The organism is Kitasatospora sp. NPDC038210, assembly GCF_055600605.1.
Map to the genome: position 1 here is coordinate 77,992 of NZ_JBVJYK010000002.1, position 21,173 is coordinate 99,164.

Sequence of the window (21,173 nt, forward strand, 5' to 3'; positions counted from 1 at the left end):
GGCTCCTCGGATCGGTCGGTGCGGGCTGCGCCGTGGACGGTGTCGCGGACCGGGCGTGTCATCTCATGGGGCACGTCGTGGGCCGGGTCGTGGACGCCGTCGTGGCGGACGCTACGGATGAATCCTCGCTCCTCCGGCGGCCGGGGTGCGCAGCGCGGTCCGAATCGGGCAGGTGACGGCGGCTGTGCGCGGCCGTCACGGCCAGGCAGAGCAGGCCCACCGCGGCCATGCCGGTCAGCAGGGCCGGGTAGGAGGCGTGGCCGGCCGTCCCGGCGAGCAGCAGCGGGGTGAGGAAGCCGCTGGACGTGGTGCTCTGGTAGAGCGAGGCGGCGCTCGGAGCGGCGGACGGGCCGGCAGGGACGGCGGGCTCCGGCCGCCCGGTGCGGTCGGGCCGCTCGGCGGTCCACGGCGTCAGCCGCTCCACCTCGTGCAGCCCCGCACCGAGCGTCAGCCCGTACCCGGTGCCCAGGACGACGGCGGCCGCGACGACCAGCCCCACCGAGTCGCGCCCGGCGGCGAGGGCGCCGATCAGCAGCCCGGCGATGACGGTGGCCATCGCGGTGAGGGTGGCCCGTGCACTGCCGCGGTCGTCCAGCCGGGCCGCGAGGGGCTGGGCGAGGACGCCCGCGGCGAGCGTCAGTGCCGCCACCAGGCCGCCGAACAGCGGCGCGTAACCGGGGACGCGGTCGGCGACCAGCGGGGGCAGCACGACGTACGCCACGGTGGCGGAGCCGAGCACGGCCGGGCTGGCGGGGAGGACGACGTAGCGGAAGCGGGGGTGCCGGACGGCCCTGCGGTGCTCGTCGCCGGGGGCGCCGAGACCGCCGAGACCGCCGAGGCCCCGGGGATCGCCGAGGTTGCCGTAGTCGCCGTGGTCGCCGGGGTCGCCGTGTCCGGCGGCGGCCCCCGCCGGCGGCCCCGGGTGGCGGCCCGGCGCGGTCTCCGGCAGCCGCCGGGTCGCGCGCAGCACCAGCAGGCAGCCCAGGGCGTGGGCGAGCGCGGGCAGCACCATCGGGCCGGGCAGCCACTCGGCGAGCACCCCGGAGACCAGTGCGCCCGCCGAGAACCCGGCCCCGGTGGCGTACATCGCACGGCGGGCCGGGACGACCGGGGGGACGGACGGCCCGGAGAGATCCCGGAGCCAGGCCGTCCCGGCGACGAAGACCAGCCCGGCGGCGAAGCCGGTGGCCGCCCGGGCGGCGTACACGGCCGGTTCGTCCGCCGCGGCCAGGACGGTGCTCGCCGCGGCGGACAGCACCAGTGCGCCGCGCACCACCCGACGACGGCCGTGCCGGTCGGCGGCGGCACGGCCCAGCAGCAGGCCGGGGACCAGCCCGACCAGGTAGACCGAGAACATCGCGGCCAGTGACAGCGCCGACCAGTCGGTGCGCTCCCGGTACACGGTGGCCAGGGCGGTGAACTGGTTCGCGCCCCAGGCGGCGACGGCCACGGCGGCCGCCGCCGGGACCCAGCGGGCGGGCGCCGTCGGGACACCACGGGCGGGCATCCGTCCGGACGGACCGGCGGGGAGTTCGTCGACCGGATCGTCGATGGTCCTCATGTTCCGCCGTTCGCCTTTTCGCCTTTTCGGGGCTTCCTGGATTTCTCGATCCCACTGTGTCGGCCGAGGCCGTCGGGCGTCAAAGAGGTGATTCCTGTGGCGTGATAGGCGGAATTTATCAAGGCTTGTCGAGGATTTTCGAGGAAAGTCGAGGAACGTCGAGGAAGGTCGCGGAATTCCGTGCGGATTCACGGATGTCGGCGGCCGGGCGATCCGGAACGGGCCCCGGCATTCCGGCGCGGGATTTCCGGGGACGGCGGCGACGCCGCGGTCCCGGCTCAGTCCGCGCCGCGCCCCACCGACAGCACGACCGCGCTGGCCGCGCCGCCCGGCGTCTCGTAGTGCACCGTCTCCCCGGCACGACATCCGAGCAGCGCCTTCCCGAGCGGGCTGTCGAAGGTCACCAGGGTCTGCTCCCGTTCCTCGGCGATCTCCGAGACTTCGACGGTCTCCTCCGCCCCGTCCCCGAACCGCACGGTCACGGTGGACCCCACCCCCACCACCTCCGTCGACGGCGCCCCGGCGACGGCCGCCTCCCGCAGCCGCCCCTCCAGCTCGGCGATCCGCCGGTCCAGCCGCGTCACCTCCGACGCCCGCTGCAGTTCGTCCGCGGCGTCCGCCCGGTCCCCGACCGGCTCCACCCCGCGCAGCGTCGCGGCCACCTCCCCCCGATCCGCCCGCAGTTGCGCCAATTCCTCCTGCGCCGCACGCAGGCCCTCGGCGCTGATGGGTTCGGGACCACCGGTCATGCCTGCTCCCGGGTCTCTCGCGAAATGCTCAAACACCGGACGCCTCCCATTAGCCCACCCCGCCGGGCCCCGGGCAACTTTGTCCCCCCCCGGGGGGGGGCGGTGCCGGCCGGTCATGGGACGGCGGAGCGGCGCCGACCGGTCACCGGCGGGCACGTCACCGAGCGAGTGCGTCGTCCCGCCGCCCCTGCGGCGGCAGCTGCGCGACGACCGGCGAGAGGAACTCGCTCGGCGTCCCGTGCCAGGAGACCGCGAGGGCCTCCCGGGCGCGCGTGCACGCCACGAAGAGCAGGTTCAGTTCGCCGTTCAGGTCCTCCCGGTACTGCTGCGGGTCCGTCTCCTCCGGGGTGAGCGCGGAGCGCATGGGCACCACACCGTCGCTCACGCCCGCGACGGCGACGCAGCGGAACTCCAGTCCCTTCATCCGGTGCATGGTCCCGATCCGCACGCCCGGGGCCGGCGCGCTGCCGAGCATGCAGGCGGGCGTCCCGGCGTGCTCCAGGGCCCGGGCGATGTCGCGGCCGAGCTGGACGGTCCGGACGGCGACGCCGATGTCATCCGGGTCCACGCCGGAGGCGGTCCACTCGCCGATCCGCTCGACGAGCGCCCGGATCTCCTCCGGCCGGTCGACGTGCCCGTGCGTCTCGGGGTGCGCGCCGTGCAGGGTCGAGTGGTAGCCCACCAGGGACTCCTCCCCGCCGTCCATGTCGTCCGGGCGTTCGCCGGTGAGCAGGGAGGCGGACCAGCCGAGGATCTCCTGCGTGGTGCGGTAGTTGACCCGCAGCCGGGCCGAGCGCCCGACCACCTGGATCCCGACGGCGCGGAGTGAGACCTTGTTCCCGTTGCCGTAGATCCGCTGGTGCGGGTCGCCGGCGAGGAACAGGTCGTCCGGTCCGGGCGCGACGAGTGCGCGCAGGAACCGCCACTGCGCGGGGTGCAGGTCCTGCGCCTCGTCGACCACCAGGTGCCGGAAGGGGCGGTCGCCCCCTTCGTCGAGCACCCGCGCGGCCTGCGCGCAGACCTGCAGGAACGTCCACTCCCCGGCCTCCCGCAGCTCCTCCTCGAACGCGGCCACGGCGCGCCACAGTCGGGCCTTCTTCAGGGGCCCGAGCGGTGTGCCCCGGCCGGCCCGCGAGGCCCTCAGGTACTGCTCGGGGCCGTCGATCGCCTGGGCCAGGACGACCTGTCGCCACTCCTGGTCCAGGAAGACGTCGGTGAAGTCGACCCCGAGCCGCCGGGCGACCCGCCCCCAACGGGCCAGGACGGCGCGCTGGTTGAAGACGATCTTCAGCGGGGCGCCGCCGCGGGAGCGGCGCAGCACCTCGTTGGCCAGCGCGTCGACGGTGACCACCCGGACCTTCGCCCTGATCCGCTCGTCCGTGACGAGCAGGGCCAGGCAGCGTTCCAGCTCCGCCGCGAGGTCCTTGGTGTAGGTGGTGAGCAGCACCGACCCGTCGGGGGCGTCCGGCGGCAGCCGGCGCGCCAGGTGGTAGGTCCGGTGCAGGGCCACCACGGTCTTGCCGGTCCCCGGGCCGCCGCTGACCCGGGCGGGCCCGTTGTACGAGTCCCGGTAGGCGATCCGGTACTGGGCCGGGTGCAGGAAGATCCGCCACGCGTCGAACGGGCGCTCCAGGATCTCCAGCAGCTCCTCGGGGCAGGACACCAGGGCGACCCGGCCGCGGGCGTGCGCCATCGCCGAGACCAGCCCGTCCCCGGGCTGCGCGGTGCTCACCGGAGCCGCCGCCCGCGCGTACGCCTGGACGATCTCGCGGTCCACGTCGGCCGGCTCCATGCCGCTGGCGAGGCCCACCAGGACGTCGAACTGCTGCTCCGGCAGGACCCGGTGGAGCGCCTCCAGGTGGGTCTCGTCGGGCAGCAGCCGGATGATCGGCAGGATCTCCTCGTCGATGCCCAGACTGCGCAGGACCTTGTCGGAGCGGTCGGCGAAGAGCCGCCGGGGCTCGTCGGAGGCCCGGGTCCGCAGGGAGGCGGTGGCGCGTTCCAGGGCGACGTCGTTGCGGATCTCGACGCCCTGGGTGGCGGCGTTGACCGAGGCGCGGTGCTTGCACGCCCAGTCGTTGGCCTTGTCGTGGGGGAGGACCTTCAGCAGCAGGTAGCCGTCGCCCCGGTCGGCCTTGAGGACCACGCCGCGCCAGAAGTCGGTGATCCGGATGGTCCGGATCCTCGGGTCCCGCTGGTTGGTGAGCTTCTCCAGGTGCGTGCCGGCGTGCGTCGCGCCGGTGAACTTCTCGAAGGTCTCGTAGACCCTCCGCTGCACCGACTTCTCCAAGCCCGCGAACTCCATCAGGAAGTCGCGGTGCATCCCCAGCGTCGCCACGCGGGCCCCCTCGTGCCTCTGTCCGGTCGGGCAGTCCGATCACTGTACTGGCCCGACGATCACCGGGCCGCGTACGGACGATCACCGGGCCGCGTACGGACGACCGCGGGGCCCGGCGGCCCGGCAAGCGGTGCGCGCGGGCGGGGCCCGAGGGTGGCGGTGATCACCTTCTGGGGCGGGGCGGTGGGGGAAAGCGCAGGTCGGAGCCTCTGGCGAACCGGCGGGAGGCGGGACCGGCCGCGGGGGCGCGGGCGGGCGAAGCTACCATGTGGGCAACACCCTCAGCTCGAAAGATGGACTTGTGACTGTCAACGACGACGTGTTCACGGACTGGAAGAACCGCGAGGAGATCGCGGAGTCGATGATCCCGATCATCGGGCGGCTGCACCGGGAGCGGGACGTCACCGTCCTGTGCCACAGCCGTTCCCTGGTGAACAAGTCGGTGATCAGCATCCTCAAGACGCACCGCTTCGCCCGGCAGATAGCGGGCGAGGAGCTCTCGGTCACCGAGACGATGCCGTTCCTGAGCGCGCTGACCGCCCTGGACCTCGGCCCCTCGCAGATCGACATCGGCATGCTCGCCGCCACGTACAAGGCGGACGACCGCGGTCTGTCGGTGGAGGAGTTCACCGCCCAGGCCGTTGCGGGTGCCACCGGTGAGAACAAGCTGGAGCGCCGGTCCGCCCAGGACGTCGTGCTGTACGGGTTCGGCCGCATCGGCCGCCTGGTCGCGCGACTGCTGATCGAGAAGGCCTCGGGCAACGGGCTGCGGCTGAAGGCCATCGTCGTGCGCAACGGCGGCGGCGACGACCTGGTCAAGCGCGCCTCGCTGCTGCGCCGTGACTCCATCCACGGTCAGTTCCAGGGCACCATCACCGTCGACGAGGCGAACAACAAGATCGTCGTCAACGGCAACGAGATCACGGTGATCTACTCCGACGACCCGACCAAGGTCGACTACACGGAGTACGGGATCAAGGACGCGATCCTGATCGACAACACCGGCAAGTGGCGTGACCGCGAGGGCCTGTCGAAGCACCTGCGCCCCGGTATCGCCAAGGTCGTGCTGACCGCTCCGGGCAAGGGCGACGTCCCGAACATCGTGCACGGCGTCAACCACGACATGATCAAGCCGGACGAGCAGATCATCTCCTGCGCCTCCTGCACCACCAACGCCATCGTCCCGCCGCTGAAGGCGATGGAGGACGAGTACGGCGTGGTCCGCGGCCACGTGGAGACCGTCCACTCGTTCACCAACGACCAGAACCTGCTGGACAACTACCACAAGGCCGACCGCCGCGGCCGCTCGGCGCCGCTGAACATGGTGATCACCGAGACCGGTGCCGCCTCGGCCGTCGCCAAGGCCCTGCCGGACCTCAAGGCGAAGATCACCGGCAGCTCGATCCGCGTGCCGGTGCCGGACGTCTCCATCGCGATCCTCAACCTCCAGCTGAAGCGGGAGACCAACCGCGAGGACGTCCTGGAGTACCTGCGCAACGTCTCGCTGACCTCGCCGCTGAAGCGCCAGATCGACTTCATCGACTCGCCCGACGCGGTCTCCAGCGACTTCATCGGCTCGCGCCACGCCTCGATCGTGGACGCCGGCGCGACCAAGGTCGAGGGCGACAACGCGATCCTGTACCTGTGGTACGACAACGAGTTCGGCTACTCGTGCCAGGTCGTCCGGGTCGTGCAGTACATCTCGGGCGTCGAGTACCCGACCTACCCGGCTCCGGCGGTCTGATCCTCCGGACGGTGCGTGCGGCGGGGCGGTGACCGGCTGGTCACCGCCCCGCCGGCGTTTCCGGGGCGGTACGGTGCTCGGTGCGCTGCGGGCGGTCGGCGCCGGGCCCGGTGGGCTCCGGACGGCGGGAGGGACGGGGATGACGGACGGATGGCCGACGGTCGAGTTGGACCCGGTGCGGCGGCTACGGGTGCTGGCGGCGGCCGGGACCGCGCGTCCGCTGTTCGCCGAGCGGCGGCTCGCGGCCGGGTTCGACGACGTGTGGTCGGTCGCCGGTGACCTGTCCGGTGAACTGCCCGGACTGGTCAGCGGGTTGCGCTCCTTCGAGGTCGGTCCCGGTCCAGGGGCCGGAAGTGACGGGGGCGGACCCGGCGGCGGGGACCGGCTGGTGGGGCTCGCGGTGAGCGTGCTCGGGCACCGGGAGCGCTTCGACATCGTGCTGCGCAGCGGCTGGTGCCTGATGCAGAGCAAGGTGCTGCTCGGCGGGATGGCCGCCGTGCCGGACGGCGACGGGACGCGCTTCGCCCTGCTCGCCGCCCTGCGGGTGCCCGGTGCGGGGCCGGTGCAGCGGTTCTTCGGCTCGCTGGTGGACCGGCGCGGCGAGGTCCTGCTGGACCGGCTGGAGCGGAGGGTCGGGTCACGGGCGGACTCCGGCGGCGAATAGCCGGCGGACGGCGCCGGCCACCTCCTCGGGACGCTCGTGCGGCAGGAAGTGCCCGCAGCCGGGGAGGACTTCGGCCGTCAGGTCGTCCGCGGGAGCGCCGGCGGCGGAGAGCAGCGCGGGGCGGATCACCGGGTCCAGCGCGCCGCCGAGCAGCCGGGTGGGAACGGTCAGCCGACGGTGCCGGTACCGGCCGAGGGCCAGGCGCGGGATGTCCCGGACGACGAAGCCCCAGTGCAGCCGTTCGGCGGCGTAGGCGGCGTCGGGCGTGCTGCCGGCCGCCACGTACTCGGCCGACTCGGCCTCGCTCCACGGGGTTCCGGCGGTCACGCCGCGCCGGAGGAGGTGCGCGAGCAGGCCCGGGTGGTGGCGGACGACCCGGCGGCCGATGCCCGGGTACTCCAGCAGCGCGGTGTACCAGAACCGCCAGGCCGTCCCGAGCAGCGCGCGCTGCCGCGGCCACGGGTGGGTCATGTTGAGTGCGAGGAGGCCGGTGAACCGCTCGGGTGCGCGCAGTGCCAGCTCGAAGCCGGTCCAGGCACCCCAGTCGTGGCCGACCAGGCCGACGCGCTCCAGGCCGAGCCGGTCGAGCACGGAGAGGACGAGACGGGCGCGGTCGTCGGTCGTGTAACCCGTCCGGCGCGGGGCCGACGACCAGCCGAAGCCGGGGAGGTCGGGACAGAGGAGGCGGAACTCCCCGTCGAGCAGCGGCAGGAGGTGCCGCCAGGCGTACCAGTGCTGCGGAAAGCCGTGCAGGAGCAGGAGGGGCGTGCCGTCCCCGGGCCCGGCCTCGGCGAGGTGCAGTCGGACGCCGTCCGCGCCCTCGACGAAGTGGTGGCGCACGCCGGGGAGTTCGGGGAACGGGCGGGGTGCGGTGCCGGTGGCGCGGGTGGCGCGGGTGGTCTGGTCGGTGCGGTCGGTCGGCTCGGTCTTCCTGGTCGTCTCGGCCATCTCGGTCCCTCGTTCCGGGTGCCGGGTGGTGTTCCCGGGAGGGGACGGGTGGTCCCCTCGGGAATGGAGAGGGCGGAAAGCGGCCGGACAATCCCCGCGGCCGGCGGAATTCTCGTGGCTCTAGCCGTCCTCGGCGGTCCAGGCGGTGCGGAAGCCCCGGCGGGCGCGGAAGAGTCGTGAACGAACGGTGCCGAGCGGGAGGTCGAGGATCGCGGCCACCGACTGTTCGTCCAGGCCCGCGACATGACGGAGCGTCAGGACTGCCCGGTGGTCGGGCGGCAGGCGTTCCAGGGCGTCGCGGATGTCGGCGGCCAACTCGCCGTCCCGCGCGTCGGGTTGCTCGTCCGCGGTGGCGCCGGGCGCCGTTGGCGCACGGCGCCCCGGAGCGGACGGGGCGCGGCTCGCGAACCGGACCGCCTCGCGGGCGGCGATGACCCGGGCCCAGCCGAACAGCGCCTCGGGGGAGGTGAGCCGGTGCAGGTTCCGGACGATCGCGATCATCGCCTCCTGGGCGGCGTCGGGAGCGTCCTGCAGGGCGATCGGCGCGCAGACCCGGCCGACGTACGGCATGAGCAGGCCCACCACCTCGTCCAGGGCGAACGCGTCGCCCTGCTGGGCGGCCCGGACCAGCGGGGCGAGGTCCGGTCGTCGGCCGTCCGCGTCCGTCATGCCGTCCCCCGTCGATGGTCGTCGCCCCGGGTGGACGGTACTGGACGGGGCGGCGGGGCCGAGCGGCGGGCGGGTGACGCCCGGTGCGGGGGCGGCGACGGGCGGGGGCGGAGCTGCGGCTATGTTGAGGGGTCACGGACAGCCGGAGGGAGCGGGCAATGGGGATGGGTGGTCGGCGGATGGCCGCCGGGGTGGCGGCCGGGGTGCTGGCAGCGGTGCTGGCCGGATGCTCGTCCGGGGGGTCGAAGGGCGCCGCCGGGACGGCGTCGGGAGCGCCGGGCGCGGCGGCGAGCACGGCTGCCGGCACGGCCGCGGCATCCGCGCCCGCGGACCCGGGCGCGCCTTCTGCGGCACCGACGGCCGCCGCGTCCGGGGCGGCTCCGGCACCGGCGACCGCACCGGCGGCCCCGTCCGCGCCGGCCGCCGCGGCGGCGCCCTCCGCGGACCTGGAGGCACCGCTGCTGGACGACAAGCTGGTCGGCCAGGTGCTGCCGGACGCCGCGGTGATGGCCGGGTGGGAGGAGGAGAAGCGCCAGGTCGACACCGCCGACCACACCGTCACCTGCACCGCCGCCAAGCCCTGCACGGGCAAGCCGCTGAGCGCGTCGGTCCGCTTCTCCTCGGGCGACGTGGTCACCCGCTTCATCGTGGAGACCCTGCCCGGCCGGGACGCGGCCAGGAACCGGCTGAAGGAGACGTACGCCTCGTACGCCGCCGGGCCGTTCAAGAAGATCGACACCCCGGCGCTGGGCAGCGAGAGCCAGGCCTTCCAGGGGCCGCTGGCCCAGGGCGAGGGCGTCGGCATCGTGGTGCGCTCGGGCACCGTGGTGGCCAGTGTGACGACCGAGGGCGGTCCGGTGGACGTGGCCGCGACGCGGCGGTTCGCGGTGATGCTGGTCAAGCGGATCGAGCAGGCGCAGTCGGGGCGGACGCCGGACGCCGGGCCCGGCCTGGCCTGACGAGGGCGGCGGTCTGACGGGCGACGGCGCCTGACGGGCGGCGGGGCAGGGCGGTGTGGCGGGCCGGGTGCGCTGAACCGGACGCGCGGACCTGGACGGCCGGCTGGTCGGTCGCCTCGTCGGTCGTCCCGTCGGTCGGCCGGGTGGTGCCCGTCCGTCAGTGGTGGCTGGGTTCGTGCAGGCCGAGCGCGACCCAGCTGTCCAGTGCGCAGTGCGCCACCCGCCAGCCGCGCAGCGGGCCTGCCGCGCCGGTCAGCTCCGCGCAGGCGACGGCCAGGGCGGCCTCGGCGGTGAGCGGGTGGTCGGCGAGGGTGAAGACCACCGCGTCCACGGTGCCCGGCCCGGCCAGGATCCGGGCGTGCTCGATCCGGACCGGGCCGAGCAGCCCGTGCTCCAGCCCCTCCCGTACGGCCTCGGGGGTCGGCCGGTCAGCGCCGTGGGGGCCGCCGGGAGCGCGCAGGTGGAAGCGGATGGCGTGCACGGTCCAAGACTGACGGATCGTCGGTTCGTGCGGCGGCGGCGGGCCGTGGCAGATCACTGTCAGGCGGCAACATGTCACCCCCGAGGCCCGTGCGTGCCGCCTCGGTGCCGCCTTCGTCCCGCCTCGGTGCCGCCCTGGTCGTCACCTTCGTCGTCGCCTCCGGGACGCTCCCGTACCGCTGCCGTGCCGCTCCCGCTGCGCCCCCGTTTCACCTCCCGACCCGTCACGGAGTCCGCAGGGCGCTGGGCTGGGGAAACGGATGTCAGTCGCGCGTGATATGTACTCATCTCGGGTGGCCGCCGTGCGGCCGGCCGTGCGAAAGATGCCGATGACGTTCGAGGGGGCCACCACATGCCGCTGTTCCGACGCCGCTCCGGCGAGGAGGGCGCGCAGGACCGGACCGGGCGGCGCGGGTTCGGGTTCGGCCGGCGCTCCGCCGGGGCGAAGGCGGCCGCCCGCGCCACCGAGCCCCGGCTCGACCCGGCCTTCGGGGACGAGTCCGTGCGCCTGGTGCTCGCGCAGGCCGCGGCCGGCGACTGGGCCGCGCTGCGCCCCGCGCTGGCGGCCGTCGAGGACGGCGCCGAGCTGACCCACCTCGCCGGGGCGATCGCCGACGTGCCCGGGGCCGAGGAGTGGACGGGCCGCGTCCTCGCCGAGACCCCGGACGACACGGTGGCGCTGTTGCTCTCCGGCGCCCGGCAGGTCACCTGGGCCTGGGAGGCGCGGACCGGCGCCCGGGCCAAGAACGTCACCGAGGAGCAGTGGAAGCTGTTCCACCAGCGGCTGGACACCGCCGAGGAGCAACTGCTGGAGGTCGCCGAGCGCGAGCCCGCCTGGCTCGCCCCCTGGTACTTCCTGCAGATCAGCGCCCGCGGCGCCTCGCTCGGACCGGAGATCGCCACCTGCCGCTTCGAGGCCGCCGTGCGCCGCGCACCCGGACACGCCGGCTCGCACCGGCAGCGGCTGCAGCAGCTGTGCGCCAAGTGGGGCGGCTCGCACGAGGAGATGCACGCGTTCGCCCGCTCGGCGATGCTGGCCGCGCCCGAGGGCAGCCACCTCGGCGAACTGGTGGTGCTCGCGCACCTGGAGCACTGGCTGGACCTCCCGGACGGCGAGGACCACGCCTACCTGACCAGCCCGACGGTGCTGGCCGAGATGCAGGAGGCCGCCTTCCGCTCCGTCCTCCACCCGGACTTCCAGCCGGTGCGCGGCTGGCAGGGCGCCTTCAACAGCTTCGCGATGGCCTTCTCGCTCGCCGACCAGCGCAAGACCGCCCGGATGCTGTTCGACGCGCTGGACGGGGCCGTCACCGAGTCGCCCTGGCACTACCTCTCGGGGAACCCGGTCAAGGCCTTCCGCGCCCACCGCGACCGCTGCGCCGCGTACTGAGGACGGCCGCGCATGCACCAGGGCCGACCGTGTCCGACACCGCCGGTGTCCTGATGCCGGGTCGCATCACGACGCCTTAGCGCCCGCCGGCGCCAACCGCCTGCCGACGCCACCGACCGCCTGCCGATGCCGGCCGCCCGACGCCGCCGACCGTGCCCCTGCTCCCAGCCGCGCCCCTGCTCCCGGCTGCGCCCCCTGAAACGTCACCCACCCCGCGATCGAAAGAGCCTCCGGTGTCCCCAACCGACAACCCGACGAGTGCGCAGCACACCTTCCAGGTGGACCTGCGCGGCCTGGTGGACCTGCTCTCCCACCACCTCTACTCCAGCCCGCGGGTCTACCTGCGCGAGCTGCTGCAGAACGCGGTGGACGCGATCTCCGCCCGCCGCGCCCTCGACCCCGACGCGCCGGCCCGGATCACCGTCCGCGCCGACGACGAGCTGTCCGTCACCGACACCGGCGTCGGCCTGACCGAGAAGGACGTCCACACCTTCCTCGCCACCATCGGCCGCAGTTCCAAGCGCGACGCCGACGGCCGCCTCGACGGCGCCGGACTGGCCAAGGCCCGGGGCGACTTCATCGGCCAGTTCGGCATCGGCCTGCTCGCCTGCTTCGTGGTCGCCGACGAGATCACCGTGGTCACCCGCTCCGCCGCCGCCCCGGACGCCCCGGTGATCGAGTGGCGCGGCAGCTCCGACGGCAGCTACACCATCCGCACCCTGCCCGCCGAGGCCAAGCCCGAGCCGGGCACCACCGTCACCCTGGCGCCGCGCGCCGACGCCGCCGAGTGGACCCGCCCCGCCCGGGTGCTCACCCTCGCCCGGGACTTCGGCAGCCTGCTGCGTCACGACGTCACCGTGATCGACGCGGGCGGCACCGAGCACCGGGTGAACCGCACCCCGCCGTGGGCCGAGCGGTACCCCTCCCCGCTGGCCAAGCGCGACGCGCTCGGCGAGTACTGCCGCGCCACCTTCGACTTCACCCCGCTCGACACCATCGAGCTGGACCTGCCGCTGGTCGGCCTGCGCGGCGTCGCGTACGTGCTGCCGGACGCCGCTCCGCCCTCGCGCCGCAACGGACACCGGGTGCACCTCAAGGGCATGCTGCTCTCCGACCAGGCCGACGAACTGCTGCCGGACTGGGCCTTCTTCGTCCGCTGCGTCGTCGACACCGACGGCCTGCGCCCGACCGCCTCCCGCGAGGGCCTGTACGCCGACGAGACGTTGGCCGCCGTCCGCGACGCGCTCGGCGCCCGGATCCGCGACTGGCTGACCGGCCTGTCCGCGAGCGACCCCGCGCTGCTGCACCGCTTCCTCTCCGTGCACCACCTGGCGGTCAAGGAACTCGCGCGCTACGACGACGAGTTGCTGCGGATGATGCTGCCCTGGCTGCCGTTCGAGACCACCGACGGCAACGTCACCCTGGACGAGTTCGCCCGCAGCCACCCGGTGGTGCTGGTGACCCGTACGGTCGAGGAGTTCCGCCAGGTCGCCCCGATCGCCGGCGCGGCCGGGCTCGGCGTGGTCAACGGCGGCTACACCTACGACCGCGACCTGGTGCACCGGCTGCCGGAGATCCGCCCCGGCGTCTCGGTCTCCGACCTCGACCCGGGCACCGTCACCGCGCACCTGGACACCGTCGACCCGGCCGCCGAACTCGCCGCCAACGCCTTCCTCGCGATCGCCCGCGAGGTGGTCGGCCGGTTCGACTGCGACGTCGCCCTGCGCAGCTTCCACCCGACCAACGCGCCCGCCCTGCTGCTCGACAACCGGGAGGCCCGGCACGAGCGCACCCGCGCCCAACTGGCCGACGAAGCCGACGGGTTGTGGGCGGACATCCTCGGCTCGCTGCGCGCCGAGGTGCCCCGCGCCCAGCTGGTGCTCAATCACCTCAACCCGCTGGTGCGCCGCGCCGCGACGGTGACCAACCGCGAGCTGGCCGTCACCGCCGTCGAGGCGCTGTACGGGCAGGCCGTGCTGATGACCCGCCGCCCGCTCAAGGCCAGCGAGTCCGCCCTGCTCAACCGTTCGTTCATCAGCCTGCTCGACCACGCCATGCTGGGCCACGAGGCCGGCGGGCCGGGCGCGGCCGGTGGCCGGGGCCGCGACGACGAGAAGGACGCGTGATGCTGGACACCCCCGATGCGGTGATGGCCGCGCTGCACGAGAACGACGCCCGCCCGTACGGTCGCACCCGGACCGTCACCGCCGAGGAACTCGTCGACGCCGCCGAGCAGTTCGACGACACCAAGGTCCGCTCGATGGCCCTGCTGGAACTGATGGAGGCCTACGAGTACGACGGCGAGCGCAACAAGACCCCGGTCGTCTTCGCCCGCGTGCTCAAGCTGTGGGACACGGACCCGGACGGGTTCGGCGAGTGGGCCCGCCACCAGGTGTTCTGGCGCTTCAAGTGGGTGGCCGGCGCGCTGCGGGACAACCCGGACGTACCGCTGGCGGCCGTCGAGCGCTGGCTCACCGAACTGCGCGACCGCTACCGCGCGGCCGGCTTCGGCCTCCAGCCCTACTACGCCGAGCGCTACCACCTGGCCGAGGTCATCGGCGTCGGCGTCCAGGAGGCCTACGAGCTGTGGGCGGCCCGCCCGCGCTCCGAGATGAGCGACTGCCCGGCCTGCGAGACCCGGGCCCGCGCCCGGCACTTCCTCGACCTCGGCGACGACGCGCGGGCACTGGAGGTGCTGGAGCCGGTGCTGAGCGGCCGCAGCGCCTGCGAGCTGGAGCCCTACCTCAGCCAGTCCGTCGCCCTGCTGCCGCTGCTGCGCCGGGGCCGACCGGACGAGGCCCGCTCCGCGCACCTCACCGGGTACCGCTTCGCGCGCGGCAAGTCCTCGATGATGGGCTCCGTGGCCCGGCACATCGAGTTCTGCGCGCTGTCCGGCAACGAGCCGCGCGGCCTGGAACTGCTCGCCGAGAACCGCGACCTGTTCGCGGTCACCGGCGAGGCCGCCTCCCGGCTGGACTTCCTGACCGGTGTGGAGGTCCTGATCGCCGCCCTCGCCCGGGCCGGCCACGGCGACCTCGCGGTCAGCGGCCCGGCCGGCACCGCGTGGACGGTGGACACCCTGCTCGCCCACCTGCGCACCGAGGCGGACGCGCTGGCCGCCCGTTTCGACGCGCGCAACGGCACCGGTGCGGTCGGCGCCGCGCGGCGGGCCCGGCTGGCCGTCGAGCCGCTGCTGGCCGAGCCGCTGGCGCTGGGCGTGCGTGCCGTCGCCGCGCCCGAGCTGTCCGCCGCCGCCCCGGCCGTCGCGCCCGCGCCGCGCCGGACCGTCGAGGCGGAACCGGAGGACTTCACCGCCCTGGTGGTCCGGGCCCGGGAGCTGGAGGTGCTCGGGCACCCCGACTCCGACCGGCTCTGGAAGCGGATCGCCGAGCGCGCCGCCGCCGCGGACTTCGTCCACCCCGAGGGCACGGAGGTAGGCAGCCCCGAGCGGCTGCGCGCCGAGCTCGCCGAGCAGCGCGCCCACGGGGCGCTGGAGCGCGACGAGCACGCCGAGGGCAGGGTCGGGCTGCTGGCCGCAGCCGAGCTGTTCGAGCAGGCGGGGATGCCCGGCGCGGCGCTGATGGTCCGCACCCGTTCGCTGATCATCGAGCTCGACGAGCCGTCCGGCGGCGGGGCCGGCGGGGCCGGTGCGGGCGGCGGGGCCGGCGGGGCCGGTGCGGGCGCGGACACGGGTGACGGCGTCGGTGAGGGTGACGGTGCAGGAACCGGCGCAGGCGCGGGCAGGACGGCCGACTGGGCGGCGCTCGACGCGGCGATGGTCCGGGCCGAGGAGCTGCGGGCGACGGGCGAGCTGACCGACGACGACTACCTGATCGTGCTGCAGACCCGCGCCTACGCAGCCCACCACGACCTGGTCGAGTCGCTTCCCGAATCCTCCGCCGAGACCGTCGCGCGCTTCGAGGCGGCGGTCGGCGGCTACCACCGGACCGCCGTCGAGCTGGGCTCGGCCCGGCGGGCCGCCACCTCCCGGCAGTACACCGCCGATGCCGCCGCCCGGCAGGGCCGGCTCGCCGAGGCGGCCGCCGAACTGCGCGAGGTACTGGCCCAGTTGGACCGGTCCGACCTGCCGTGGCACACCCCGCGGGTGCTCGGCCTGCTGGGCCAGGTGCTGCTGCAGAGCCGCGAGCCGGCCCAGGCCGTGGAGGTGTTCCACCGGGCGCTGGCCGAGGCCGCCCGCTGGGGTGACGACTCCTACCCGTACGCGCCGACGTACATGATGCTCGGCCACTCCTGCATGCAGGTGGGGGACCTCGGCGGCGCGGTCCGTGCGCTGTCGGAGGCCGCCGCGCGCTACGACCGCAAGGGCCCGGAGGCTGCCGAGGAGGCGGCCCAGGTGCGGCTGCAGCTGGCCGACGTGCTGCGCGACACCGGTCGGGCGACGGACGCGGTCGCCGTCCTGGAGTCGGTGCTGCTGGACGCGTCGGCGGCCCGGCTGGACGTCAGGATGCTCGCCCAGACCCGGCTGGACCTCGCCAGGGGCCTGGCCGACCTGGAGGAGTACCGGGACGCCGCCGAGGAGTACCTCCGGCTGGCCGACCTGGTGGCCGACTGGGAGGACCAGGAGACCCACACCATGGTCGCCTGCGAGGCCACCCTGGCGCTCGCCCAGGCGGACCGCCGGGACGCCGCCGAAGCAGCGCTCGCGCGGGCCCGCGAGGCCCACGGCAAGGCTCCCCAGGTCGACCAACTGGCCGCGACACTGCGCGAGTTGGCCCGCATCACGATGCGGACGCAGGGCGCCGACGGGCTGGACCGCGCGCTGGCGCTGCTGACCGAGGCGGACGCGGTCGGCGCCACCGCCGAGGAGCGCGGCCAGGAGTACAACGCCTGGTACCTGCGCGGCGGATCGCACTACGAGCGGGCGCGCTGCCTGGCCGTCGCCGAGCGGTACGAGGAGGCGCTGGCGGAGGCCGAGCGGGCCGTCGCGGTGTACGAGCAGGGCGGCGAGCGGGCCGAGGCGCCGCGGGCGGAATCCGTCCGCCTGGCCGCGCTGATCGAGGGCAGCGACCTCGGCCGCACCGCGGCGGCGGTGGCCCGGCTGACCGCCGGCATCGCGCGCTGCGAGGCGGCCGGGCTGCCGGAGGCGGCGGAGGTGCTGGCGGAGCTGCGCGAGCGGTTCGCCTCGTCGGACTGACGCGGGCGGCGTGGCGTCGGGGTGGCGTGGCATCGGGGCGGCGCAGGCGGCGGGGTGGTGCAGGCGGCGGGGTGGTGCAGGCGTCGGGGTGGTGCAGGCGTCGGACCGGCTCGGGCGTCGGAGTGATGTGAGGGGCCCCGGGGTTGTGCACCACCCCGGGGCTCCCTTGCGTGTGGGGTTCCGCCGTCTGGGTCAGCAGGGGCCGTCGTCGGCCCAGACGCCCCACTGGCCGCTGGCGCTCGGCACCTCGTTCAGCGTCCACCACTTGGCGTGGTAGTTGTGCCCGTTGTAGGAGACCTTGGCGCCGCCGGTGTAGGTGGTGCTCGCGCTCCAGGCCGGGGCGGTGCAGGTGCCCGGGCCGGTCGGCGGCGTGGTGGGCGGTGTGGTGGGCGGTGTGGTGGGCGGGGTCGCGCCGGCGAACTTCACCGTGTACTTGGTGAAGTCCCAGTCGTTCTGCACCACGCTGGAGCAGGAGCCGGACAGCCCGGGGTCCACCGGGCCCTGGCACTGCCGGTCCCGGTTGACCGACCAGTAGGTGTACCGGGCCAGACCGTGCGCGGTGGCGAAGTCCAGCACGGTCTGGAAGTCGGCCTGGCGGAAGTACTCGGCGGCGTCGGTGCGGCCGTTCATCATCGACACGCCCTCGTGGGCGTAGGCGGTGGCCTCGCTCCAGCCGAAGGTGGTCTGCAGGATCTGGTTGAACTTCACCAGCGCGTCGGTCTGCGCCGCCGCGCCGTTGAAGCCGCCGTCGAACGGCATGATGGAGTAGTTGTTCGGCGTGAAGCCCTGGGACTTGGCCTCGTTGAGCATCTGGGTGCCGAACCAGCCGGTGCCCGCGTTGGTGCCGGCGGTGGTGATCGAGACGTACAGGCCGGGGTTGTTCTGCTGGAGGATCCTCGCCGCGCCGATCTCGTTGTGGATGGCCGCGGTGTTCTCGTATTCCGGCTCCTCCAGGTCGAAGTCGATCGCTTTGAGCTGGTACTTGGTGATCACCTTCTGGTACCCGGCGGCGGTCGCCTCCGGCGTGCCGCAGACCTGGCCCAGCTTGGTACCGCCGTACCCGCCGACGGACACCGAGACGTCCCCGCCCTTGCCCCGGACGGTCTGGATGACGTTCGGCATGGTGGTGTCGGTGTCGATCGAGGAGGTGCCGCCCCAGGCGGGGGAGCAACTGTTGCCCTGGGCCAGGATGAACGCCAGCTGGAAGGCCTTCTGGCCGGTGGCGTCCATGACGGCGGCGGCGTCCGGCGGGCTGTTGTCCTCGGGCATCAGGTACGGGGCCGAGGCGTACCAGTTGCTGCCCAGTCCGGCCGCGGTGGTGGCGGTGGTGTCCGCGGAGGCGGAGCCGGTGCCGGCCAGGGCGGCGAGGCCCCCGGCGACCAGGCCGAGCACGGCGGCCGCGGCGAGTGCGGCCCGGCCGGAGCGGCGCCGGTGTCCGGGGGCGGTCGGGCCGACCGGTTGTTCGGGGCGGGTTGGGTGGTGCCGATCGGTGGGGTGGCGCGAGTCAGTGGGGTGATGCGGGCTGGTGGGGTGGTGCGGATCGGTGGGGCGTGGGGGAAGAGCGCGTTCCATCGGAAGCCTTCCAGGAAACGGCGGTGGGGGAAGTGCCTGTTCGCGCCGGAGGTGGGGGTGGCGCGGCGGCAGGCCGAACGGCCCTGGGGCGTTGGGTGGTTACCGCGGGCTCCCACTGGTATAGACCTGTCTCGGAGGGTGGGTCAAGACCCGGCGGCGGGGGAGTCCGGGTGCCGTCGAGGGGGAGCAGGGCATTCCGGACGTCTGTGTGTCGACGGCCTTCGAACCCGGTCTGGGCGGGCTCTCGAACGGTCGGTCGGCTCTGCGCACCCTGCTCTGTGCACCCTGCGCGCCTTCGGCCACCAGGACACGGTGGTGTCGGCCCGGCCGCCCGGCCGCCCGGCCGCCCCGCCCCGGGCCTCCGCCGTCTCCGCCGGCCGCGCGACCTCCTGGATCTCCTGGGTGTCCTGGAGCTTCCGGACGGCCGGGTCAGGATCGCCCGGGGCCCGGTGGTGCCGGGATCGGCCCTGCGGACTTGAGGGTGCGCAGGACGGGGGACGACTCCAGTGCGGTGATCTCCTTGACGGCGCCCAACTGCTCTGTCACGTAACGGTGAAGGTCGGCCGGGTCGGCGCACAGGGCGAGGGCGACGAGGTTGCTGGGGCCGGTGGTGGCGGCGACGAAGGCGAGCTCGCGGTGGGCGGCGAGGGCGCGGCCGACCCGGTCGAGGCGGGCGGGGGCGATGCTCAGCCAGAGCAGCGCCTGCATGTTCGCGCCCAGCAGCCGGGGATCGAGTTCCACGTCGAGGAAGACCGTGCCGTCCGCCCGCAGTTCGGCGAGCCGGCGGGCGACGGTGGCCGGTGTGCGGCCGGTGGCCGCCGCGAGGTCGCCGAGGGGTGTGCGGCCGTCCCGGTGGAGTGCGCCGAGCAGGGCGTGGTCGGCCGCGTCCAGGCCACCGGACGGCAGCGGAACCGCGGTCGGACGGAGGTGGGCCTGCTGCTCCTCGTCGAGCGCCTCGGTGCTGACCGGCCACGCGGACGGGCCGCCCCGGTAGGTGTGCAGCAGACAGTGGGCGGAGACGTCGGTGACGGCGGCGGTGCGGGGGATGTCGCGCAGCAGCAGGCCGTGTCCGTCGGAGCCGGGGCCGGTGTCCACGATGGCGGTGATCTCGGTGCCGCCGGAGGTGAGTTTCACCCAGGCCGTGTCGGGGCGGCGGACCAGTGCCCCGGCGAGGTTCTGGGCGGTGTGCGGGCCGGCGGTGAGGCGCAGCAGCCACTGGGCCCGTCCGGCCCGGTGCGGGTCGGCGAGCCCGACCACCCGCAGCCCGGCCTCGGCCCGCAGCCGCCGGTAGCGGCGGGCGACGGTCTGCGGGGAGACGTCGAGGACGGCGGCGATCCGGTTGAACGGGGCGCGCCCGTCGACGCGCAGGGCGTGGACGAGCGCGCGGTCGAGGTCATCGAGCATGCGTGGGTTCCCGGTGGTGGTCGGACACACCGTCCGATTCTGTCGCGCGGGTGGCGGTGCGGGCGCCACGGGAGTCGCTCATCAGCCTCCCCGCGACGCCGACGGCCGCCAGCACACCCACCGTCACCCAGCAGGCGCGCTGCGCCCCGGCCGCGTCCGGGGCCGCGAGGTAGATCCGCCCGAGCCCGGCGACGCCGAGCGTGGACCCGAGCTGCTGCACGGCGTTGAGCAGTCCGGCCGCCGAGCCGGTCTCCTGAGGCCGCAGCGGCTTCAGCGCGGTGGTGAAGAAGGCGGGCGTGAACAGTCCCTGCCCGAGCCCGACCACGGCGAGCGCGTACGGCAGCGCCTCCGGCCGTTCGCCGGTGCGGTAGGTGCCGATGGCGGCGAGCACCCCGAGCGCCATCACGGCCAGGCTGGCGGGCATCACCCGTGCGCCGTACCGCCGGACCAATGAGGCGCCCGCCCACAGGGAGCCGGCTGCCAGCCCGGCCGACATCGGCAGCAGGGTCAGGCCCGCGGCCAAGGGATCGGCGCCGCTGCCGAGTTGGAGCTGGAGGACGACGACGAGGCTGAGCCCGGTGCTGGCGGCGAAGGCGAGCGAGAGGGCGGCCAGCGCGGCCGGGAACCGGACGGAGGCGAACAGGCTCGGCTCGACCAGGGTGTCGGCGCCGCGCCGCGCCCCACGCCGCTGGTGGACCGCGAAGGCCACGGCGGCGACCGCCCCGACGGCTGTCCACGGCAGCGGTGTGGTGCCGGCGGCCAGCAGGGGCAGCACGACCAGCCCGGTGGCGAGTGCCGCCAGCGCGCTGCCGGCCGGGTCGAGGCCGGGACGGCGAGGGGCGCGGTCCTCGGTGAGCAGTGGGGCGAGGGCGAGGACGGCGAGCGCGAGCGGGAGGTTGACCAGGAAGACCGCACGCCAGGAGGAGCCGAGGAGGTCGGCGTGGGTGAGCACACCGCCGAGCACCGGGCCGGCGACCGCCGCGAGCCCCATGACCGGTCCGATCGTGCCGAGCGCCCGGGCCGTCTCCGGGCCGCGGAACATGGCCTTGATCAGGCCGATGGTCTGCGGCACGATCGCGGCCGCGGCTGCGCCCTGGACGGCTCGGAAGGCGAGAAGCGCGCCGAGTGTGGGCGCGCACGCGCAGGCCAGCGAGGCGAGCAGGAAGCCCGCGACGCCGATCCGGAACACCCGCTGGCGCCCGCCCCGGTCACCGAGCCGTCCGCCGGTGAGCAGCAGGACGGCGAACGGGAGCGTGTACGCGGTGGTGAGCCAGGGCACGGCAGCGGCCGGCCCGCCGAGGTCGGCACGCATGCGCGGCGCGGCGACCTGCACGATCGTCGCGTCCAGCAGGTTCATCGCCTCGGCGGTGAGCAGCGCGCAGAGCGCCCACCAGCGGTGCGGGTGTACGGCCGGGGACCGCTCGGCTGAGGTCTGCCCGGCGACCGGGCGACGGCTGGTGGACGGCGTGGACGGCGTGGACGGCGCGGATGGCGCGGACGGCGGGGGCAGCGGGTGTGCGGACAACGGGTCCTCCCTCGG

General features: G+C 74.7%; 15 protein-coding genes. 6 read left to right on the forward strand and 9 right to left on the reverse strand.

The window, feature by feature from the left end; all coding sequences use genetic code 11:
- Nucleotides 1–58 precede the first annotated feature (58 nt).
- From ACZ7KX_RS03910 to ACZ7KX_RS03920, 3 genes are all read right to left on the reverse strand, one after another.
- Complete coding sequence (locus tag ACZ7KX_RS03910; protein ID WP_470325155.1) at nucleotides 59–1,561, reverse strand: MFS transporter; 1,503 nt, start codon at nucleotides 1,559–1,561, stop codon at nucleotides 59–61.
- Between the two features lie 278 nt (nucleotides 1,562–1,839).
- Nucleotides 1,840–2,310 (reverse strand): GreA/GreB family elongation factor, encoded by a 471-nt coding sequence (locus ACZ7KX_RS03915; RefSeq protein ID WP_470325156.1) that lies wholly within the window; start codon nucleotides 2,308–2,310, stop codon nucleotides 1,840–1,842.
- Between the two features lie 157 nt (nucleotides 2,311–2,467).
- Nucleotides 2,468–4,648 carry a UvrD-helicase domain-containing protein gene (locus ACZ7KX_RS03920; protein ID WP_470325157.1) on the reverse strand — a complete coding sequence of 727 codons (2,181 nt, stop codon included), beginning with the start codon at nucleotides 4,646–4,648 and terminating at the stop codon, nucleotides 2,468–2,470.
- Between the two features lie 301 nt (nucleotides 4,649–4,949).
- Here ACZ7KX_RS03920 and ACZ7KX_RS03925 point away from each other — a divergent pair, with 301 nt between their 5' ends.
- Complete coding sequence (locus ACZ7KX_RS03925) at nucleotides 4,950–6,392, forward strand: glyceraldehyde-3-phosphate dehydrogenase (protein WP_470325158.1); 1,443 nt, start codon at nucleotides 4,950–4,952, stop codon at nucleotides 6,390–6,392.
- A 139-nt stretch (nucleotides 6,393–6,531) separates the two neighbouring features.
- Nucleotides 6,532–7,056, forward strand: coding sequence for a hypothetical protein (locus ACZ7KX_RS03930; RefSeq protein WP_470325159.1), 525 nt, complete (start codon nucleotides 6,532–6,534; stop codon nucleotides 7,054–7,056).
- Here the strand turns inward: ACZ7KX_RS03930 and ACZ7KX_RS03935 are convergent.
- Together ACZ7KX_RS03935 and ACZ7KX_RS03940 are read right to left on the reverse strand one after the other, a co-directional pair.
- Nucleotides 7,030–8,004, reverse strand: coding sequence for an alpha/beta fold hydrolase (locus tag ACZ7KX_RS03935; protein WP_470325160.1), 975 nt, complete (start codon nucleotides 8,002–8,004; stop codon nucleotides 7,030–7,032). The two genes, ACZ7KX_RS03930 and ACZ7KX_RS03935, sit on opposite strands and share 27 nt — an antisense overlap.
- A gap of 120 nt (nucleotides 8,005–8,124) precedes the next feature.
- Complete coding sequence (locus tag ACZ7KX_RS03940; protein WP_470325161.1) at nucleotides 8,125–8,673, reverse strand: RNA polymerase sigma factor; 549 nt, start codon at nucleotides 8,671–8,673, stop codon at nucleotides 8,125–8,127.
- A gap of 158 nt (nucleotides 8,674–8,831) precedes the next feature.
- On the opposite strand from ACZ7KX_RS03940, the gene ACZ7KX_RS03945 reads away from it, so the two are divergent.
- Complete coding sequence (locus tag ACZ7KX_RS03945; RefSeq protein WP_470325162.1) at nucleotides 8,832–9,632, forward strand: hypothetical protein; 801 nt, start codon at nucleotides 8,832–8,834, stop codon at nucleotides 9,630–9,632.
- 157 nt (nucleotides 9,633–9,789) lie between these two features.
- Here ACZ7KX_RS03945 and ACZ7KX_RS03950 read toward each other — a convergent pair whose 3' ends face one another.
- Nucleotides 9,790–10,113: a hypothetical protein gene (locus ACZ7KX_RS03950; protein WP_470325163.1), complete on the reverse strand. Its 324-nt coding sequence runs from the start codon at nucleotides 10,111–10,113 to the stop codon at nucleotides 9,790–9,792.
- A gap of 351 nt (nucleotides 10,114–10,464) precedes the next feature.
- Here ACZ7KX_RS03950 and ACZ7KX_RS03955 point away from each other — a divergent pair, with 351 nt between their 5' ends.
- The 3 genes from ACZ7KX_RS03955 to ACZ7KX_RS03965 all read left to right on the forward strand — a co-directional run bounded on the left by ACZ7KX_RS03955 (nucleotide 10,465) and on the right by ACZ7KX_RS03965 (nucleotide 16,657).
- Complete coding sequence (locus ACZ7KX_RS03955) at nucleotides 10,465–11,502, forward strand: hypothetical protein (protein ID WP_470325164.1); 1,038 nt, start codon at nucleotides 10,465–10,467, stop codon at nucleotides 11,500–11,502.
- Between the two features lie 233 nt (nucleotides 11,503–11,735).
- Nucleotides 11,736–13,628 (forward strand): HSP90 family protein, encoded by a 1,893-nt coding sequence (locus tag ACZ7KX_RS03960; RefSeq protein ID WP_470325165.1) that lies wholly within the window; start codon nucleotides 11,736–11,738, stop codon nucleotides 13,626–13,628.
- Nucleotides 13,628–16,657, forward strand: coding sequence for a hypothetical protein (locus ACZ7KX_RS03965; RefSeq protein ID WP_470325166.1), 3,030 nt, complete (start codon nucleotides 13,628–13,630; stop codon nucleotides 16,655–16,657). Before ACZ7KX_RS03960 ends, ACZ7KX_RS03965 begins: the two co-directional genes overlap by 1 nt.
- A 192-nt stretch (nucleotides 16,658–16,849) precedes the next feature.
- Here ACZ7KX_RS03965 and ACZ7KX_RS03970 read toward each other — a convergent pair whose 3' ends face one another.
- The 3 genes from ACZ7KX_RS03970 to ACZ7KX_RS03980 form a co-directional block, all read right to left on the reverse strand.
- Complete coding sequence (locus ACZ7KX_RS03970; RefSeq protein WP_470325167.1) at nucleotides 16,850–18,229, reverse strand: chitinase; 1,380 nt, start codon at nucleotides 18,227–18,229, stop codon at nucleotides 16,850–16,852.
- 429 nt (nucleotides 18,230–18,658) lie between these two features.
- Nucleotides 18,659–19,633 carry an Lrp/AsnC family transcriptional regulator gene (locus ACZ7KX_RS03975; RefSeq protein WP_470325168.1) on the reverse strand — a complete coding sequence of 325 codons (975 nt, stop codon included), beginning with the start codon at nucleotides 19,631–19,633 and terminating at the stop codon, nucleotides 18,659–18,661.
- Complete coding sequence (locus ACZ7KX_RS03980; RefSeq protein WP_470325169.1) at nucleotides 19,623–21,158, reverse strand: MFS transporter; 1,536 nt, start codon at nucleotides 21,156–21,158, stop codon at nucleotides 19,623–19,625. The genes ACZ7KX_RS03975 and ACZ7KX_RS03980 overlap by 11 nt, the downstream gene beginning before the upstream one ends.
- Nucleotides 21,159–21,173: the final 15 nt, after the last annotated feature.

What these genes read in the sequence shown, in the direction of transcription:
- ACZ7KX_RS03965 (WP_470325166.1), top strand. Translation starts at nt 13,628, where the DNA reads ATGCTGGACACCCCCGATGCGGTGATGGCCGCGCTGCACGAGAACGAC.
- ACZ7KX_RS03945 (WP_470325162.1), top strand. Translation starts at nt 8,832, where the DNA reads ATGGGGATGGGTGGTCGGCGGATGGCCGCCGGGGTGGCGGCCGGGGTG.
- ACZ7KX_RS03930 (WP_470325159.1), top strand. Translation starts at nt 6,532, where the DNA reads ATGACGGACGGATGGCCGACGGTCGAGTTGGACCCGGTGCGGCGGCTA.
- ACZ7KX_RS03975 (WP_470325168.1), bottom strand. Translation starts at nt 19,633, where the DNA reads ATGCTCGATGACCTCGACCGCGCGCTCGTCCACGCCCTGCGCGTCGAC.
- ACZ7KX_RS03955 (WP_470325164.1), top strand. Translation starts at nt 10,465, where the DNA reads ATGCCGCTGTTCCGACGCCGCTCCGGCGAGGAGGGCGCGCAGGACCGG.
- ACZ7KX_RS03970 (WP_470325167.1), bottom strand. Translation starts at nt 18,229, where the DNA reads ATGGAACGCGCTCTTCCCCCACGCCCCACCGATCCGCACCACCCCACC.
- ACZ7KX_RS03915 (WP_470325156.1), bottom strand. Translation starts at nt 2,310, where the DNA reads ATGACCGGTGGTCCCGAACCCATCAGCGCCGAGGGCCTGCGTGCGGCG.
- ACZ7KX_RS03935 (WP_470325160.1), bottom strand. Translation starts at nt 8,004, where the DNA reads ATGGCCGAGACGACCAGGAAGACCGAGCCGACCGACCGCACCGACCAG.
- ACZ7KX_RS03910 (WP_470325155.1), bottom strand. Translation starts at nt 1,561, where the DNA reads ATGAGGACCATCGACGATCCGGTCGACGAACTCCCCGCCGGTCCGTCC.
- ACZ7KX_RS03940 (WP_470325161.1), bottom strand. Translation starts at nt 8,673, where the DNA reads ATGACGGACGCGGACGGCCGACGACCGGACCTCGCCCCGCTGGTCCGG.